Origin of the sequence: Pseudomonas sp. Irchel 3A18 (genome assembly GCF_900187465.1) — a bacterium.
GTDB classification, from domain to species: domain Bacteria; phylum Pseudomonadota; class Gammaproteobacteria; order Pseudomonadales; family Pseudomonadaceae; genus Aquipseudomonas; species Aquipseudomonas cichorii.
This window is the reverse complement of record NZ_FYDI01000009.1, coordinates 123,518-139,601: the sequence shown is the minus strand read 5'-3', so window position 1 is coordinate 139,601 and position 16,084 is coordinate 123,518. Positions and strand designations below refer to the sequence as shown.

14 protein-coding genes and 1 pseudogene are annotated in these 16,084 nt (G+C 57.4%); 7 read left to right on the top strand and 8 right to left on the bottom strand.

Going from position 1 to position 16,084, the window contains the following annotated elements:
* Positions 1-45 precede the first annotated feature (45 nt).
* The 3 genes from fmt to trkA are packed head-to-tail and all read left to right on the top strand — an operon-like array spanning position 46 to position 3,697.
* On the top strand, positions 46-990 hold the full coding sequence (gene fmt / locus CKW23_RS18195; protein ID WP_025257786.1) for a methionyl-tRNA formyltransferase: 945 nt from the start codon (positions 46-48) through the stop codon (positions 988-990).
* Positions 987-2,309: a 16S rRNA (cytosine(967)-C(5))-methyltransferase RsmB gene (gene rsmB / locus CKW23_RS18190; RefSeq protein WP_025257785.1), complete on the top strand. Its 1,323-nt coding sequence runs from the start codon at positions 987-989 to the stop codon at positions 2,307-2,309. Before fmt ends, rsmB begins: the two co-directional genes overlap by 4 nt.
* 14 nt (positions 2,310-2,323) lie before the next feature.
* Positions 2,324-3,697, top strand: a complete 1,374-nt coding sequence (gene trkA / locus CKW23_RS18185; RefSeq protein ID WP_025257784.1) for a Trk system potassium transporter TrkA — start codon at positions 2,324-2,326, stop codon at positions 3,695-3,697.
* A 35-nt stretch (positions 3,698-3,732) separates the two neighbouring features.
* Here the strand turns inward: trkA and CKW23_RS18180 are convergent, their stop codons facing one another.
* Together CKW23_RS18180 and CKW23_RS18175 are read right to left on the bottom strand one after the other, a co-directional pair.
* On the bottom strand, positions 3,733-4,620 hold the full coding sequence (locus CKW23_RS18180) for a lysophospholipid acyltransferase (protein ID WP_025257783.1): 888 nt from the start codon (positions 4,618-4,620) through the stop codon (positions 3,733-3,735).
* 38 nt (positions 4,621-4,658) lie between these two features.
* Positions 4,659-5,210, bottom strand: coding sequence for a DNA-3-methyladenine glycosylase I (locus CKW23_RS18175; protein WP_025257782.1), 552 nt, complete (start codon positions 5,208-5,210; stop codon positions 4,659-4,661).
* Between the two features lie 79 nt (positions 5,211-5,289).
* Here CKW23_RS18175 and glyQ point away from each other — a divergent pair, with 79 nt between their 5' ends.
* Genes glyQ through CKW23_RS18155 form a run of 4 tightly spaced genes read left to right on the top strand, consistent with a single transcriptional unit; the run spans position 5,290 to position 9,675 of the window.
* The gene (glyQ, locus tag CKW23_RS18170; RefSeq protein ID WP_025257781.1) at positions 5,290-6,237 is read left to right on the top strand and encodes a glycine--tRNA ligase subunit alpha; all 948 of its coding nucleotides are present in this window, start codon (positions 5,290-5,292) and stop codon (positions 6,235-6,237) included.
* Entirely contained in the window at positions 6,234-8,288 is a 2,055-nt protein-coding gene (glyS, locus tag CKW23_RS18165; RefSeq protein ID WP_025257780.1) for a glycine--tRNA ligase subunit beta, read from the top strand. The genes glyQ and glyS overlap by 4 nt, the downstream gene beginning before the upstream one ends.
* Before the next feature lie 10 nt (positions 8,289-8,298).
* The gene (gene gmhB / locus CKW23_RS18160) at positions 8,299-8,844 is read left to right on the top strand and encodes a D-glycero-beta-D-manno-heptose 1,7-bisphosphate 7-phosphatase (protein ID WP_025257779.1); all 546 of its coding nucleotides are present in this window, start codon (positions 8,299-8,301) and stop codon (positions 8,842-8,844) included.
* A gap of 60 nt (positions 8,845-8,904) precedes the next feature.
* Positions 8,905-9,675, top strand: coding sequence for a 1-acyl-sn-glycerol-3-phosphate acyltransferase (locus tag CKW23_RS18155; RefSeq protein ID WP_025257778.1), 771 nt, complete (start codon positions 8,905-8,907; stop codon positions 9,673-9,675).
* A 212-nt stretch (positions 9,676-9,887) separates the two neighbouring features.
* Here CKW23_RS18155 and CKW23_RS18150 read toward each other — a convergent pair whose 3' ends face one another.
* The 6 genes and pseudogenes from CKW23_RS18150 to dnaN form a co-directional block, all read right to left on the bottom strand.
* Entirely contained in the window at positions 9,888-10,172 is a 285-nt protein-coding gene (locus tag CKW23_RS18150; RefSeq protein ID WP_371856576.1) for a hypothetical protein, read from the bottom strand.
* 73 nt (positions 10,173-10,245) lie between these two features.
* Positions 10,246-10,443, bottom strand: a pseudogene (locus tag CKW23_RS27000) (hypothetical protein); the annotation flags it as partial.
* Positions 10,395-10,853, bottom strand: coding sequence for a GNAT family N-acetyltransferase (locus CKW23_RS18140; RefSeq protein WP_371856575.1), 459 nt, complete (start codon positions 10,851-10,853; stop codon positions 10,395-10,397). The pseudogene CKW23_RS27000 and the gene CKW23_RS18140, both read right to left, overlap by 49 nt.
* 542 nt (positions 10,854-11,395) lie before the next feature.
* Positions 11,396-13,813 carry a DNA topoisomerase (ATP-hydrolyzing) subunit B gene (gyrB, locus tag CKW23_RS18135; protein WP_095068090.1) on the bottom strand — a complete coding sequence of 806 codons (2,418 nt, stop codon included), beginning with the start codon at positions 13,811-13,813 and terminating at the stop codon, positions 11,396-11,398.
* A gap of 4 nt (positions 13,814-13,817) precedes the next feature.
* Complete coding sequence (recF, locus tag CKW23_RS18130) at positions 13,818-14,921, bottom strand: DNA replication/repair protein RecF (protein WP_025257774.1); 1,104 nt, start codon at positions 14,919-14,921, stop codon at positions 13,818-13,820.
* Positions 14,922-14,943: 22 nt separating this feature from the next.
* Positions 14,944-16,047, bottom strand: a complete 1,104-nt coding sequence (gene dnaN / locus CKW23_RS18125; protein WP_025257773.1) for a DNA polymerase III subunit beta — start codon at positions 16,045-16,047, stop codon at positions 14,944-14,946.
* Between the last annotated feature and the right edge of the window lie 37 nt (positions 16,048-16,084).

Sequence of the window (16,084 nt, the reverse complement as noted above, 5' to 3'; positions counted from 1 at the left end):
AAAAGGCCTGTGAGGGCCTTTTCTTTTTTACACAACGAGAAGCCCATGACCGAGCCACTGCGCATCGTCTTCGCCGGTACTCCGGAATTTGCCGCCGAACACTTGAAGGCCCTGCTGGACAGCCCTCATCAGATCATCGCGGTCTATACCCAGCCTGATCGCCCGGCCGGTCGTGGACAGAAGCTGATGCCAAGCCCGGTCAAGCAACTGGCGCTACAGCATGGCCTGCAGGTGCTGCAACCGCCAACCCTGCGTGACGCAGCCGCTCAGCAGGAGCTGGCCGAGCTCAAGCCCGACCTTATGGTGGTGGTCGCTTATGGCCTGATCCTGCCGCAAGTGGTGCTGGATATTCCTCGTCTGGGCTGCATCAACAGCCATGCATCCTTGCTGCCACGCTGGCGCGGTGCAGCGCCGATCCAGCGGGCCGTGCAGGCTGGCGATGCCGAAAGCGGCGTGACCGTCATGCGCATGGAAGCCGGCCTGGATACCGGCCCGATGCTGCTCAAGGTCACCACGCCGATCACGGCAGAAGACACCGGCGGCACCTTGCATGATCGCCTTGCCGAACTCGGCCCGCCTGCCGTATTGCAAGCCGTGGCCGGTCTGGCCGAGGGTTCGCTGGTTGGCGAAGTGCAGGACGATACGCTCGCCACATATGCTCACAAATTGAACAAGGACGAGGCACGCATCGACTGGAGCCGACCGGCAGACGAGCTGGAACGCCTGATCCGCGCCTTCAATCCGTGGCCTATCTGCCACAGCACCTTGAATGAAGAAGCCATCAAGGTACTGGCCGCCAGCCTTGCCGAAGGGCAGGGCGCACCGGGCACGATACTCGGTGCCAGCAAGGACGGCCTGATCGTCGCCTGTGGCCAAGGCGCCCTGCGCCTGACCCGCCTGCAATTGCCGGGCGGCAAGCCGCTGAACTTCACTGACCTGTTCAACAGCCGTCGCGAGAAGTTCGCCATCGGCACGGTATTGGGCCAATGAACCCGCGTCTGGCTGCCGCCAGAGCCTTGGCCGCCGTCCTGAGCGGCAAGGCTTCGCTGAACAGTTCGTTGCCGACCCAACTGGACAAGGTCGACGTCCGTGATCGGGGCCTGACCCAGGACCTGGCCTTCGGCACCGCACGCTGGCAGCCACGCCTGTCCGCGCTGGCGGCCAAATTGCTGCAAAAGCCTTTCAAGGCGGCTGATGCCGATGTCGAGGCGCTGTTGCTGGTCGGGCTTTATCAATTGCTCTACAGCCGCATTCCCGCCCACGCCGCCATCGGTGAAACCGTCGGTTGCGCCGACAAGCTGAAAAAGCCTTGGGCCAAGGCGCTGCTCAATGCGGTCCTGCGCCGCGCCCAACGTGAAAGCGAAGCGCTGCTGACTGAACTGGAACACGACCCAGTGGTGCGTACCGCTCACCCGCGCTGGCTGCAAAAAGCCCTGAAAGCCGCGTGGCCCGAGCATTGGGAAGCCATCTGCGCCGCCAACAACGCGCATCCGCCCATGATCCTGCGGGTCAACCGTCGGCACAACAGCCGCGCTCAATACCTTGAGCTGTTGAAAGCAGCCGGGATCGAAGCCGTTGCCTGTACCTTCAGCCAGGACGGCATCCTGCTGGCCGAGCCGGGTGATGTGCGTTCGCTGCCAGGTTTTGCCGAAGGCTGGATCAGCGTGCAGGATGAAGCCGCGCAACTGGCTGCCGACCTGCTGGAACTGGCTCCCGGCCAACGTGTGCTGGATGCCTGCTGCGCGCCGGGCGGCAAGACCTGCCACCTGCTGGAAGTGCAGCCGCAACTCGACGGCGTGGTGGCTGTGGATCTGGAAGCCAAGCGTATGGTGCGCGTACGGGAAAACCTCGACCGCCTGGGCCTGGATGCCGAACTGATCGCAGCCGACGCCCGGGAAACCGCCCAATGGTGGGACGGCAAGCCCTTCCAGCGCATTCTGCTTGATGCACCTTGCTCGGCAACCGGCGTGATACGCCGCCACCCGGATATCAAGCTGACCCGTCAGACCGATGACATTGCGGCCCTGGCCACGCTACAAGGCGAACTGCTGGATGCGCTCTGGCCGACGCTGCAAGTCGGCGGCATTCTGTTGTACGCCACCTGCTCGACGCTGCCCACGGAAAACACCGAAGTGATCGAGGCCTTCCTGGCCCGTACCTCCGGCGCCCGTGAGCTGGACATCGCCGGACAGCTCGGCCAGCAACCTGCAGGCATCAAGCAGCCCCACGGCCGCCAGTTGCTGGCGCAGGAAGGTGGGCATGATGGCTTCTATTACGCCAAACTGATCAAGATCGCAGCGTCGGTCTGACAGGGAGATAGCAGTTGAAAATCATCATCCTGGGTGCAGGGCAGGTTGGCGGCACGCTGGCCGAACATCTGGCCAGTGAAGCCAACGACATCACCGTAGTGGACACCGATGGCGACCGCCTGCGTGACCTGGGCGACCGCCTGGATATCCGCACGGTACAGGGCAAAGGCTCGTTTCCCACAGTGCTGCGCCAGGCGGGTGCCGATGATGCCGACATGCTGGTGGCCGTCACCAACAGCGATGAAACCAACATGGTCGCCTGTCAGGTGGCCTACACGCTGTTCCACACGCCGACCAAGATTGCCCGGGTCCGTGAAGCGGCTTACCTGACCCGCGCCGGCCTGTTCGACAACGATGCAATTCCGGTGGATGTATTGATCAGCCCGGAACAGGTTGTGACCAACTACATCAAGCGTCTGGTCGAATACCCCGGCGCCCTTCAGGTGATCGACTTTGCCGAAGGCAAGGCACAACTGGTGGCCGTCAGGGCTTATTACGGCGGGCCGCTGGTGGGTCAGAAACTGCGCCAGTTGCGGGCCCACATGCCCAATGTCGACACTCGCGTGGCCGCAATCTTCCGTCGCGACCGACCCATCACGCCCCATGGCGACACCGTTATCGAAGCCGATGACGAAGTGTTCTTCATTGCGGCCAAGGCGCATATTCGCGCCGTGATGGGCGAGATGCGCCGCCTGGACGAAAGCTACAAACGCATCGTCATCGCCGGTGGCGGCAACATTGGCGAACGCCTGGCCGAAGCCATCGAAAGCCGTTATCAGGTGAAGATCATCGAGATGAACCCGGCCCGTTGCCGTCATCTGTCAGAAACCCTCAACAGCACGGTGGTCCTGCAAGGCAGCTCTTCGGACCGCGACCTGTTGATGGAAGAGAACATCGGCAATACCGACCTGTTCCTGGCCCTGACCAACGATGACGAAGCCAACATCATGTCGTCGCTGCTGGCCAAGCGGATGGGGGCGCGCAAAGTGGTCACCCTGATCAATAACCCGGCCTATGTGGACCTGGTGCAAGGCGGGGAGATCGATATCGCCGTCAGCCCGCAACTGGCGACCATCGGCACCTTGCTGACCCACGTGCGGCGCGGCGATATCGTCAGCGTGCACTCACTGCGCCGGGGAGCGGCCGAAGCCATCGAGGTCGTAGCCCACGGCGATGCCAAATCCAGCAAGGTCATCGGCAAGGCCATCAGGGACATTATCCTCCCGCAAGGCACCACCATCGGCGCCATCATCCGCGACGAAGAAGTCCTGATAGCCCACGACATCACGGTGATCGAATCCGGCGACCACGTGATCATGTTCCTTGTGGATAAAAAATACATCCGCGATGTGGAGCGGCTGTTTCAGGTGGGGTTGAGCTTCTTCTGATTGCAGGAGCGAATTTATTCGCTCCTGCACGTTTTTCAATACCAGCGCGCTTCGCCTTCCGGGCGCTTCTTGAAGCGCTTCATGGTCCACATGTACTGGCTCGGATAAGCCCGCACATATTTCTCGACCACCTTGCTCATGGCTGCCACCGAGGTTTCAGTGTCGGTGCTGTACATGTCTTCCGGTGCAGCTTCCAGAACCACCTTATAGCCTGAACCGTCCGGCAGGCGCATGGCGTGCAGGAAGACGCCAACGGCTTTGCCGCCAGCCAGCATGTTGGGCACGAATTTGCTGGTCAGTGCCTGGGTACCGCAGAAGGGTACGAAGATACCGGCCGACTCTGCCGGCTCCGGATCGGCTGGAATACCCACCGAGCCCCCTTTACGCACTTCCTTGATGACACTGAGAATGCCCTCTTTGGTGGAAGCTGCCACTCGGTTGCCCAACTGCACCCGCTGCTTGCGCAGCAGTTCGTCCACCGCTTTCAACTTGGGCGGACGATAGAAAATGATCGGTTTACACTGACTGCAATAGAAGTGGTTGAGCACTTCCCAGTTGCCCAGGTGGCTGGTGATGCCGACCACGCCCTTGCCGGAAGCGAGAGCATCCTTGAGCACATCGAGGCCTTCGACTTCACGCACCAGGTCGATGGACTTCTGGGCAGGCCAGATCCAGGCGCAGGCACTTTCGGTCAGGGTCTTGCCGATATCCATCAGGCTGCGGCCCACCAGTCGGTCCAGCTCAGCCTTGTTCAGCTCCGGAAAGCATTTGGACAGATTGATCCGCGCCACTTCACGGGAACGGTTGGGCAGTTTCCACATCAACCAGCCAATCGAAGTGCCGACCCATTGCACGGCACGCCAGGGCAGCAGGGCAAACAACCGCAACGCCCCGACAATCATGGCACCTTTGAACTTATCCACAGATCACTCCCAAATTCTCGAGGTGCGCATTGTAACCTTCAGCGGACCAGAGTCGCGTATCGATCACAATCGACGGTGTGATCCATGACCATGCCGCTCGATTGCATGTAGGCGTAGCAAATGGTCGGGCCGACAAAGGTGAACCCTGCTTTCTTCAAGGCCTTGCTCATGGCTTCGGCCTCTGGCGTGATGGCCGGGACCTCGCTGCGGTCCTTGAAATGGTTGACCTTCTGTTCTCCACCGACAAACGACCAGAGAAACCCGACCGGGTCGTCCAGTTTCAACCAGGCCTGTGCATTGCGGCGGGCAGCGTTGAGTTTGAGGCGGTTACGGATGATGCCTGGTTCCTGCATCAGGACTTCAATCTCGTCGTCGGTCATGGCGGCGATGCGATGAACATCAAAACCGAACATGACTTCGCGATATCGCGGGCGTTTTTTCAAAACCGTGATCCATGACAGACCGGCCTGGAACCCTTCGAGCAAAAGCAACTCGAAGAGCTTCTGCGCATCGCGCAGCGGCACTCCCCATTCCTGATCGTGATAAGCGATGTAAATCGGGTCTTCATTGCACCAAAAGCAGCGAGTCATAGGCCTTCCAAGGGTGGACGTGCAGCCGAATCGGGTATACTCCCGCTCTTTAAATCGCAGCCCAGCACAGGTGAATTTTGTGAGCCAGCCTACGCCAGCCGTGCGTACCTTCCAAGACTTGATCCTCGCCCTCCAGCAATACTGGGCAGAACAAGGTTGCGTGGTACTTCAGCCCTACGATATGGAAGTAGGCGCCGGCACTTTCCACACCGCCACATTTCTGCGCGCCGTAGGCCCGGAAACCTGGAACGCCGCTTACGTACAGCCAAGCCGTCGCCCGACTGACGGCCGTTACGGCGAAAACCCCAACCGCCTGCAGCATTACTATCAGTTTCAGGTGATCCTGAAGCCTAACCCGGACAACTTCCAGGAACTGTACCTGGGCTCGCTCAAGCACATCGGCCTCGACCCGCTGGTGCATGACGTCCGTTTCGTCGAAGACAACTGGGAATCGCCAACCCTGGGCGCCTGGGGTCTGGGCTGGGAAATCTGGCTCAACGGCATGGAAGTCTCGCAGTTCACCTACTTCCAGCAGGTCGGTGGCATCGAGTGCTACCCGGTGACCGGCGAAATCACCTACGGCCTGGAGCGTCTGGCCATGTACCAGCAGGGCGTGGACTCGGTCTACGACCTGGTCTGGGCTGACGGTCCGTTCGGCAAGGTGACTTACGGCGATGTGTTCCACCAGAACGAAGTGGAGCAATCGACCTACAACTTTGAACACGCCAACGTCGAAAAACTGTTCGAGCTGTTCGACTTCTATGAAAGCGAAGCTGCACGCCTGATCGAGCTTGAGCTGCCATTGCCAAGCTATGAAATGGTCCTCAAGGCTTCGCACACCTTCAACCTTCTGGATGCGCGCCGGGCTATTTCCGTGACTGCGCGTCAGCAGTACATCCTGCGCGTGCGCACGCTGGCCCGCTCTGTCGCCCAGAGCTACCTGCAAGCCCGGGCCAAGCTTGGCTTCCCGATGGCGCCGCCCGATCTACGCGATGAAGTGTTGGCTAAGCTGGAGGCTGCACAATGAGTGCTCAAGATTTTCTGGTCGAACTGGGCACCGAAGAACTGCCACCCAAGACCCTCAGTGCCTTGGGCGATGCATTTCTGGCCGGTATCGAAAAAGGCCTGCAGAGCGCTGGCCTGACCTACAGCGCCAAGCAGGTTTACGCCGCGCCACGCCGTCTGGCGGTACTGGTGACCGGCCTGGCCACGCAACAACCGGATCGCAGCGTCAATCTGGACGGTCCGCCTCGTCAGGCCGCTTTCGATGCTGACGGCAACCCGACTCAGGCAGCACTGGGCTTCGCCAAGAAATGCGGCGTCGATCTGAGCGAAATCGATCAGAGTGGTCCCAAGCTGCGTTACAGCCAGAGCATCATAGGCAAACCGACAGCCTCACTGCTGCCGACCATTGTCGAAGACTCGCTGAACGACCTGCCAATCGCCAAACGCATGCGTTGGGGTGCCCGCAAGGAAGAATTCGTGCGTCCGACCCAATGGCTGGTCATGCTGCTAGGCGACCAGGTGATCGACTGCACGATCCTGGCCCAGAGCGCAGGCCGTCATTCTCGCGGTCACCGCTTCCATCATCCGCAAGACGTGCGTATTTCCTCGCCAGCCAGCTACCTCAGCGACCTGCGAGCCGCTCATGTACTGGCCGACTTCAACGAACGTCGCCAGATCATCAGCAAGCGCGTTGATGAACTGGCTGCCCAGCAGGAAGGCACAGCCATCGTGCCGCCAAGCCTGCTGGACGAAGTGGCGGGTCTGGTCGAGTGGCCGGTGCCACTGGTCTGCTCGTTTGAAGAGCGCTTCCTCGAAGTGCCTCAGGAAGCTTTGATCACCACCATGCAGGACAACCAGAAGTATTTCTGCCTTCTGGACAGCGAAGGCAAGTTGCTGCCGCGCTTCATCACGGTTGCCAACATCGAGAGCAAGGATCCGGCACAGATCATCGCCGGTAACGAGAAGGTGGTTCGCCCGCGTCTGACCGATGCCGAGTTCTTCTTCAAGCAGGACAAGAAGCAGAAGCTGGAAACCTTCAACGATCGCCTGAAGAACGTCGTGTTCCAGGCTCAGTTGGGCAGCGTCTTCGACAAGGCTGAGCGCGTTTCCAAGCTGGCAGCGTTCATCGCCCCACGCATTGGCGGCGACGCCCAGCGTGCGGCACGTGCCGGCATTCTGTCCAAGTGCGACCTGGCGACCGAGATGGTTGGCGAGTTCCCGGAAATGCAGGGCATTGCCGGTTTCTACTACGCCAAGGCTGACGGTGAGGCGCAAGACGTTGCTCTGGCGCTCAACGAGCAGTACATGCCTCGCGGTGCGGGTGCAGAACTGCCTACCACCTTGACCGGCGCGGCCGTGGCCATTGCCGACAAGCTCGACACACTGGTCGGCATCTTCGGCATCGGCATGCTGCCAACCGGCAGCAAAGACCCGTATGCACTGCGTCGTGCTGCGCTGGGTATCCTGCGCATCCTGATCGACAAGAAGCTGGATCTGGACCTGATCGAGACCGTCAAGTTCGCGGTCAGCCAGTTCGGTGCCAAGGTCAAGGCTGCCGGCCTGTCCGACCAGGTGCTGGAATTCATCTTCGACCGCCTGCGTGCGCGTTATGAAGACGAAGGCGTCGAGGTTGCGGTTTACCTGTCGGTTCGTGCCTTGCAGCCAGGTTCTGCGCTGGACTTCGATCAGCGGGTCCAGGCCGTACAGGCATTCCGCAAGCTGCCACAGGCTGCTGCGCTGGCCGCGGTGAACAAACGCGTATCGAACCTGCTGAGCAAGGCCGAGGGCAACATCGCCCAGACCGTCGAGCCCAAGTACTTCGACAACGCCAACGAGTTCTCCCTGTACTCGGCCATTCAACAGGCCGACCACGCGGTCCAGCCAATGGCTGCCGAGCGTCAGTACAGCGAATCCCTGGCACGCCTGGCAACTCTGCGCGAGCCTGTGGATGCGTTCTTCGAGGCAGTGATGGTCAACGCTGACGACGCCAACGTGCGCGCCAACCGTTATGCATTGCTGGCACGTCTGCGCGGCCTGTTCCTGGGCGTTGCCGATATCTCGCTGCTGGGTTGAGGAATAGAGAGTGAAGCTGCTGATTCTCGATCGGGACGGAGTCGTCAACCATGACTCCGACGCTTATATAAAGTCGGTGGAGGAGTGGATTCCCATTCCTGGCTCGATCGAGGCCATCGCAGCATTGAGCAAGGTCGGCTGGACGGTGGCGATTGCCACCAACCAGTCGGGCATTGCCCGAGGTTATTACGACTTGGCTACTCTGGATGCCATGCATGCGCGCTTGCGCGAGCTGGTAGCAGGGCAGGGTGGCGAGGTTGGCTTGATCGTTTATTGCCCACATGGGCCGGATCAAGGTTGTGACTGCCGCAAGCCAAAGCCTGGCATGCTGCAGACCATCGCCAATCATTACGCAACAGACCTGAAAGGTTTATGGTTCGTGGGCGACAGCAAGGGTGACCTGCAAGCCGCTTTGGCCGTCGATGCACAACCTGTTCTGGTAATGACCGGTAAAGGCCGCAGGACAATGGACGGTACAGTGCCGGCCGGCACTTTGATTTTTGACGATCTGGCGGCAGTTGCCGCAGAACTTATCCACAATAGCGTCTCGCTGTAAGCCCTCAGGTTCAACGGTACGCTGAATGAGCGGGCACCTGCCCGTACGGTAAAAGCAACTATGTCGATCATCCAGGCAATCAGGACCTTTTTCTTTTACCTGTTGCTAGGCACCAGCTCACTGCTGTGGTGCACATTGAGTTTCTTCATCGCGCCTTTTCTGCCCTTCAAAGCCCGCTACCGGTTTATCAATGTCTACTGGTGCCGCTGTGCTATCTGGCTGACCCGCGTATTCCTGAATATCCACGTGGAAGTGACCGGCGCGCACAACGTTCCAAAGACACCTTGCGTGATCATTTCCAACCACCAGAGCACCTGGGAAACCTTCTTCCTCTCGGCCTACTTCGAGCCCCTGAGCCAGGTCCTCAAGCGTGAGCTGCTCTATGTACCGTTCTTCGGTTGGGCAATGGCCATGCTGCGTCCTATCGCGATTGACCGCGACAACCCCAAGGCTGCTCTCAAGCAAATCGCCAAGAAGGGCGACGAATTGCTAAAGGACGGTATCTGGGTACTGATCTTCCCGGAAGGCACCCGCGTCCCGTTCGGTCAGGTCGGCAAGTTCTCCCGTGGCGGCACCGCCCTGGCCGTCAACGCTGAACTGCCTGTACTGCCTGTGGCACACAACGCCGGCAAGTACTGGCCGAAGGAAGGCTGGGCGAAAAAGCCAGGCACTATCCAGGTCGTCATTGGTGAACCCATGTACGCCGAAGGCTCCGGCCCCCGCGCTATTGCAGCCCTCAACGACCGCGTACAGGCCTGGAACGAAGCGACTCAGAAGTCCCTGGGTTCAGACGTTGCACCTGTCTCGAGCAGCGAGAAAGTCGAAGTCTGATTTTGTGGATAACCTGTGCACCATTTTTGCGAAATCATCGAAAAAAGCGCCTAAGTCATTAATTTAGCTGCTTATTTCTGAAGCTCATTAGTGAGCTGAAAACGTGCATAAGTTTTGCGGGTAGATAGAAAGCCGACCTTGAGGGTCGGCTTTTTAGTGGGCGCAGGTTCTGACTCACCTCTGAATCGACAAGGACGAAAAAGGCTGTCGTCTTAATGAGACGATTGATTCTCCTGCCGCTGCTCCCCAAGCAGGTTCTGCGTCACCTGCTCGATATAATCAAAAACCTCCTCCTGAACCATATGCCTGTACTGCTTGCGACGATGGTTTGAAACTGTGCCTTTTTGCGTCAGGTACATCATTACCAGGTTGGATAAATCACTGCCACGTACGTCATAGCGCTCATCAACAGCTCTGACAATCTTGTCGTAATTCTCAAGGAAGACAGTCTCTTCACGAAGCTCAACTTCCAGGGCTCGTTTTTCTTTACTGAGCACAGAAAGTTTTAAGAAAAGCCGATTATGCCTATTTTTTTAACTCGCCAGTATGAGCTTGCTACTGATCAGTAGCTCAGCCACAGCCCCGTTTTCCATAAAATCCGCTAAAGCAATTTCTTGGTGGCTGCTTATCTATCAGTTGATAGCCCATCGCTTTATACCCAGCCTGTCGCTTGTTCCACATCCTCAAGAAAGCGGAGTTTCCTGTGTCGACCAAATCGATCACTCGAACGTCTGCTTTATCTGAGTGCTCCCGATGTAAACGTTCGGCAGGGGTCTTTTGTATGCCATCCCAACAGAACGAGGTGCGGTGTGTACGAAACCGAACTGCGCATAGAGGTCTTGTGCTTGACCATCCGCAATGAGACTGACATAACCACTTTCAGGAACAGTGGCCTCGATGTATTTCATAATTTCGGCCATGATTCGTTTCCCTAAACCCTTGCCTTGGTGTTCCCTAAGGACGGCAATGTCCACCACTTGAAAGAAACATCCCCCGTCACCAATGACTCGTCCCATCCCAACCGGGAGTGCCCCATGAAGTATCTGCACAGCAAAGAGAGTATTGGGTAAGCCCCGTACCGATGCCTCTTCGGTCTTTGCACTGAGGCCAGAGCCAATACGAAGCGCTTGGTAAGTCTGAACAGAGGGCGTCTTCAGCAGGCATGAATAAGTGGTCAATCGAATCACCTAGGGCAAATGGGTTTCTAAGGTAGGCATTCACGGATACGGCAGCAGCAACGGCTCACGCTGTGCAGATAGTCACGGTTAATTCGTCAACTTACCAGGGCTTAATCAGCCACTACGGATATGGAGTTGGCGGTATTCTGCAGGAAACCGATAGCGTAATAACAACGCTAATTTTTAGAGTCTCAAAGATCGTCTGGCATGATGGAAGCACTGTTTGAGATCGTTTTCCGTGCCTTTTTTAACCCATCGGCTGGCCTGTGGTAAAACTTATCACGCCTGGAAAGTACCCGTCCAAAAACACCTGATTTTCCACACGCCCGGAATCCGACTGGACAATGGGTATCGGAATTGCCATTTCGCTAATTGTGATGATGGCGGCATTGGAACAGTTTGAGGCCGTAAGATAAAGATCACACTGCCAGGTATGCTCGATGAGCAAGCGCACAATCAAATGTAGGTCATAAAAAAACCCAGCACTCGGCTGGGTTTTTTACAGGACGATAAAAACACGTCCACTTGCAGCTACAACAACCTTAGAAATCCAGGTTGGAAACCGCCAACGCATTGCTCTCGATGAAGTCGCGACGAGGCTCAACCGCATCACCCATGAGGGTGTTGAAGATCTGGTCGGCTGCGATTGCGTCTTCGATCGTGACTTTCAGCATGCGGCGCACGCTTGGGTCCATGGTGGTTTCCCAGAGCTGATCCGGGTTCATTTCGCCCAGACCTTTATAGCGCTGGATGGTGTGGCGCTTGGTGCTTTCGGCCATCAGCCAGGCAAGGGCGTCCTTGAACTCGGTGACTGGCTTCTTGCGCTCGCCACGTTGCACGTAGGCGCCTTCTTCCAACAGGGAGCTGATTTGTGCGCCCAGGGCAGTGACGGTCTTGTAGTCGTTGCTGCCGAAGAAGTCGCGGTTGAAGGTGACGTAGTTCGACAGGCCGTGAGAGATCAGTTCAACCTCTGGCAGCCATACGTTACGTTCACGGTCTTCACGCAGGCTGGCCTTGTACACCAGACCCGACTTCTCACCCGCACGCAGACGCTCATCGAACTTGGCCAGCCAGGCTTGCATGCCGGCATGGTCAGACAGTTGTTCGAGCGTGACAGGTGGCAGGTAAACGAAGTGCTCGGTCAGTTCCTGAGGATACAGACGCGACAGGCGCTTGAGGGTCTTCATGACCATGCGGAAGTCGTTGACCAGGCGCTCCAGAGATTCGCCGGAGATACCAGGAGCCGAGTCGTTCAGGTGCAGGCTGGCGTCTTCCAGAGCCGACTGGGTCATGTATTCTTCCATGGCCTCGTCGTCTTTGATGTACTGCTCTTGCTTGCCTTTCTTGACCTTGTACAGCGGTGGCTGAGCGATATAGATGTAGCCACGCTCGACCAGCTCCGGCAACTGACGGAAGAAGAACGTCAGCAGCAGGGTACGGATGTGCGAACCGTCGACGTCAGCATCGGTCATGATGATGATGTTGTGATAACGCAGTTTGTCGATGTTGTACTCTTCGCGGCCGATGCCACAGCCCAGGGCGGTGATCAAAGTGCCCACTTCCTGGGAGGAGATCATCTTGTCGAAACGAGCTTTTTCGACGTTGAGGATCTTGCCCTTGAGCGGCAGGATTGCCTGGGTTTTACGATTACGCCCCTGCTTGGCTGAACCGCCAGCAGAGTCCCCTTCCACGAGGTAGAGTTCGGAAAGGGCAGGGTCTTTTTCCTGGCAGTCAGCGAGCTTGCCCGGCAGACCCGCGATATCCAGCGCGCCTTTACGGCGAGTCATTTCACGTGCCTTGCGCGCAGCTTCACGAGCGCGTGCAGCATCGAGCATCTTGCCCACGACGGCCTTGGCTTCGTTCGGGTTTTCCAGCAGGAAGTCAGAGAAGTATTTACCCATCTCTTGTTCGACTGCGGTTTTGACTTCAGACGAAACCAGCTTGTCTTTGGTCTGGGAGCTGAACTTCGGATCCGGCACCTTGACCGAAATGATCGCAGTCAGACCTTCACGCGCATCGTCACCGGTCGTGGCAACTTTGTGCTTCTTGGCCAGACCTTCCTGTTCGATGTAGTTGTTCAGGTTACGGGTCAGCGCAGAACGGAAACCAACAAGGTGCGTACCGCCGTCACGCTGCGGAATGTTGTTGGTGAAGCACAACAGGTTCTCGTTGAAGCTGTCGTTCCACTGCAAGGCGATCTCTACACCCACACCATCGTCACGCTGGACGTTGAAGTGGAACACCTGGTTGACCGCAGTCTTGTTGGTGTTCAGGTACTCAACAAAAGCGCGCAGGCCACCTTCGTACTTGAAGAGTTCTTCCTTACCGCTGCGTTCGTCCTTCAGGAAGATACCAACGCCGGAGTTCAGGAATGACAGTTCACGAATCCGCTTGGCCAGGATGTCCCAACTGAAATGGATGTTCTTGAAGGTTTCGGCGGAGGGTTTGAAGTGGATCTGCGTACCGGTGCTATCGCTCTCACCCACGATTTTCATGGGTTCCTGTGGAACACCGTGAACGTAGGTTTGCTCCCAGATCTTGCCGCTGCGACGTACAGTCAGTTGCAGGACTTCCGAGAGGGCGTTAACTACAGAAACACCTACACCGTGCAGACCGCCGGAAACCTTGTAGGAGTTGTCATCGAACTTACCGCCGGCGTGGAGCACGGTCATGATGACCTCTGCAGCCGAAACGCCTTCTTCTTTGTGGACGTCTACCGGAATACCGCGGCCGTTGTCGCGTACGGTAATGGATTCGTCTGGATGGATGGTGATGCTGATGTCGTCGCAGTGGCCAGCCAAAGCTTCGTCGATCGAGTTATCAACCACCTCGAACACCATATGGTGCAGACCGCTGCCATCGTCTGTATCACCGATGTACATTCCGGGACGCTTGCGTACGGCATCAAGTCCTTTCAGCACTTTAATGCTGGACGAGTCGTACGTTTGATTTTCGCTCATGCAATCACTCCCGATGGTCGTGGGTCTGGGTGATACGGCCTTGTTCCACGTGGAACAAAGCAACTGGCGTTTCCGTCTGCCAGCCTTCCCTCAAAAATTCTTGATCTACACAGGTAATAAATACCTGGCAGCGTAATTCTTCCAGCAAGCGACAAAGTGCGCGGCGGTGGTTGTCGTCCAGTTCGGAAGGCAAGTCGTCCACCAGGTAAATACATTGGCCGCGGCGAGCCTGGCTAACCAGATGCCCTTGAGCGATGCGCAATGCACAGACCACTAATTTCTGCTGACCGCGGGACAATATATCCGCAGCATTGTGTGCGCCCAATCTAAGACGCAAATCAGCTCGTTGTGGTCCGGCCTGTGTATGGCCCATTTGCTGATCACGATGCAAGGATGAAGCGAGCACAGTGCTCAGCTCTTTTTCCTTATCCCAGCCTCGGTAGTAGCTCAGGGTCAAACCTTCAAGCTCAACAAGTTCGCTCAAAGTTTGTTCAAAGACGGGTTTCAGGGCCTTGATATAAGTGCGACGAAACTCATCGATTTCATCACTGGCCAGGCACAGTTCCCGATCCCATGCCGCTTGCGAAGCGGCGTCAAGTGTACCATGCCGCAGCCATGAGTTCCGCTGCCGCAGGGCCTTCTGGAGCCGCTGCCAGGTGGACATGAAACGAGGTTCCACGTGGAACACTCCCCAGTCCAGAAACTGTCGGCGTATTTTCGGTGCGCCTTCCAGCAAGCGAAAACTGTCGGGGTTGATCAGTTGCAGTGGAAGTATCTCGGCCAGTTGAGCAGCACTGCGTGCATTTTGCCCATCAATGCGAATCTGAAACTCGCCTTGTCTGTCCCGGGAAATTCCCAGATTGCTTTGGCCACTCTCAGCCAGTTGAACCTGACCAAAGACAGTGCAGGCTGGCTGTTCATATTGAATGACTGGAAGAAGGCGACTGCTGCGAAACGAGCGTGCAATGCCCAGCAAGTGAATGGCTTCCAGCACGCTGGTTTTGCCACTTCCGTTGGCACCGTAAAGAATGTTGATACGCGGGGAGGGGGAAAAGGTCACCGGGTGCAGATTGCGCACCCCAGTGACCGAGATGCGGCTAAGAGACATCTAGATAGCGCTGAACATGAGGTTACAGACGCATCGGCATGACAACGTAGGCGGAATCATCGTTATCCGATTCTTGTACCAGGGCGCTGCTGTTGGAGTCGGACAGAATCAAGCGCACTTGTTCTGTAGTCATCACGCCCAGCACGTCGAGCAAGTAGCTCACGTTGAAACCGATTTCCAGGGAGTCACCGCTGTACTCTACGCTGATCTCTTCTTCCGCTTCTTCCTGCTCAGGGTTGTTGGCCTGAATCTTCAATTGACCGTTGGCCAGTTGCAGACGGATGCCACGGTATTTTTCGTTCGACAGAATTGCAGTACGGCTGAACGCCTCACGCAATGCCTGGCGATCGCCCAATACCAGCTTGTCACCACCTTTTGGCAGGACGCGCTCGTAGTCCGGGAATTTGCCGTCTACCAGTTTGGAGGTAAAGGTGAACTCGCCGGTCGTGGCACGAATGTGGTGCTGACCCAATACGATGCTGACAATGCCGTCCTGCTCGGTGAGCAGACGCGCCATTTCCAGAATACCTTTACGAGGCACGATCACTTGGTGGCGGTCGGCTTGTTCGATCTGTGCAGACATGGAGCACATGGCAAGACGGTGACCGTCGGTGGCGACAGCACGCAAAATGCCAGCGCTGACTTCAAGCAGCATGCCATTAAGGTAGTAACGGACATCCTGTTGGGCCATCGCAAAACTGGTGCGCTCGATCAGGCGGCGAAGCTTGCTCTGCACCAGGTCGAACGTCAGCGAGCCAGGACCTTCTTCTACAGTAGGGAAGTCGTTGGCAGGCAATGTGGACAAAGTGAAGCGGCTACGACCGGCCTTGACCACCACTTTGGAGTCATCGACCTTGATGTCGATCAGCACGTCGTTCGGCAGGCTTTTGCAGATATCCATCAGCTTGCGCGCAGGAACAGTGATTTCCCCGGGCTCGGCTGGCTCTTCGAGTTGGACACGACCGACCAGCTCCACTTCCAGGTCGGTACCTGTCAGGGAAAGTTGCTGGCCTTCGACGACCATCAGCACATTGGATAGCACCGGCAGGGTCTGACGGCGTTCAACAACGCCGGCGACCAATTGCAGAGGTTTCAACAGGGCTTCGCGTTGAATGGTGAAATGCATGGTCTAGTCCCTTGCCTTGATAAGCTGCACTGGCGTC

Coding starts and splice junctions, on each gene's coding strand:
- glyS (WP_025257780.1), top strand. CDS start 6,234: ATGAGTGCTCAAGATTTTCTGGTCGAACTGGGCACCGAAGAACTGCCA.
- recF (WP_025257774.1), bottom strand. CDS start 14,921: ATGTCTCTTAGCCGCATCTCGGTCACTGGGGTGCGCAATCTGCACCCG.
- fmt (WP_025257786.1), top strand. CDS start 46: ATGACCGAGCCACTGCGCATCGTCTTCGCCGGTACTCCGGAATTTGCC.
- rsmB (WP_025257785.1), top strand. CDS start 987: ATGAACCCGCGTCTGGCTGCCGCCAGAGCCTTGGCCGCCGTCCTGAGC.
- CKW23_RS18155 (WP_025257778.1), top strand. CDS start 8,905: ATGTCGATCATCCAGGCAATCAGGACCTTTTTCTTTTACCTGTTGCTA.
- dnaN (WP_025257773.1), bottom strand. CDS start 16,047: ATGCATTTCACCATTCAACGCGAAGCCCTGTTGAAACCTCTGCAATTG.
- gyrB (WP_095068090.1), bottom strand. CDS start 13,813: ATGAGCGAAAATCAAACGTACGACTCGTCCAGCATTAAAGTGCTGAAA.
- CKW23_RS18175 (WP_025257782.1), bottom strand. CDS start 5,210: ATGACTCGCTGCTTTTGGTGCAATGAAGACCCGATTTACATCGCTTAT.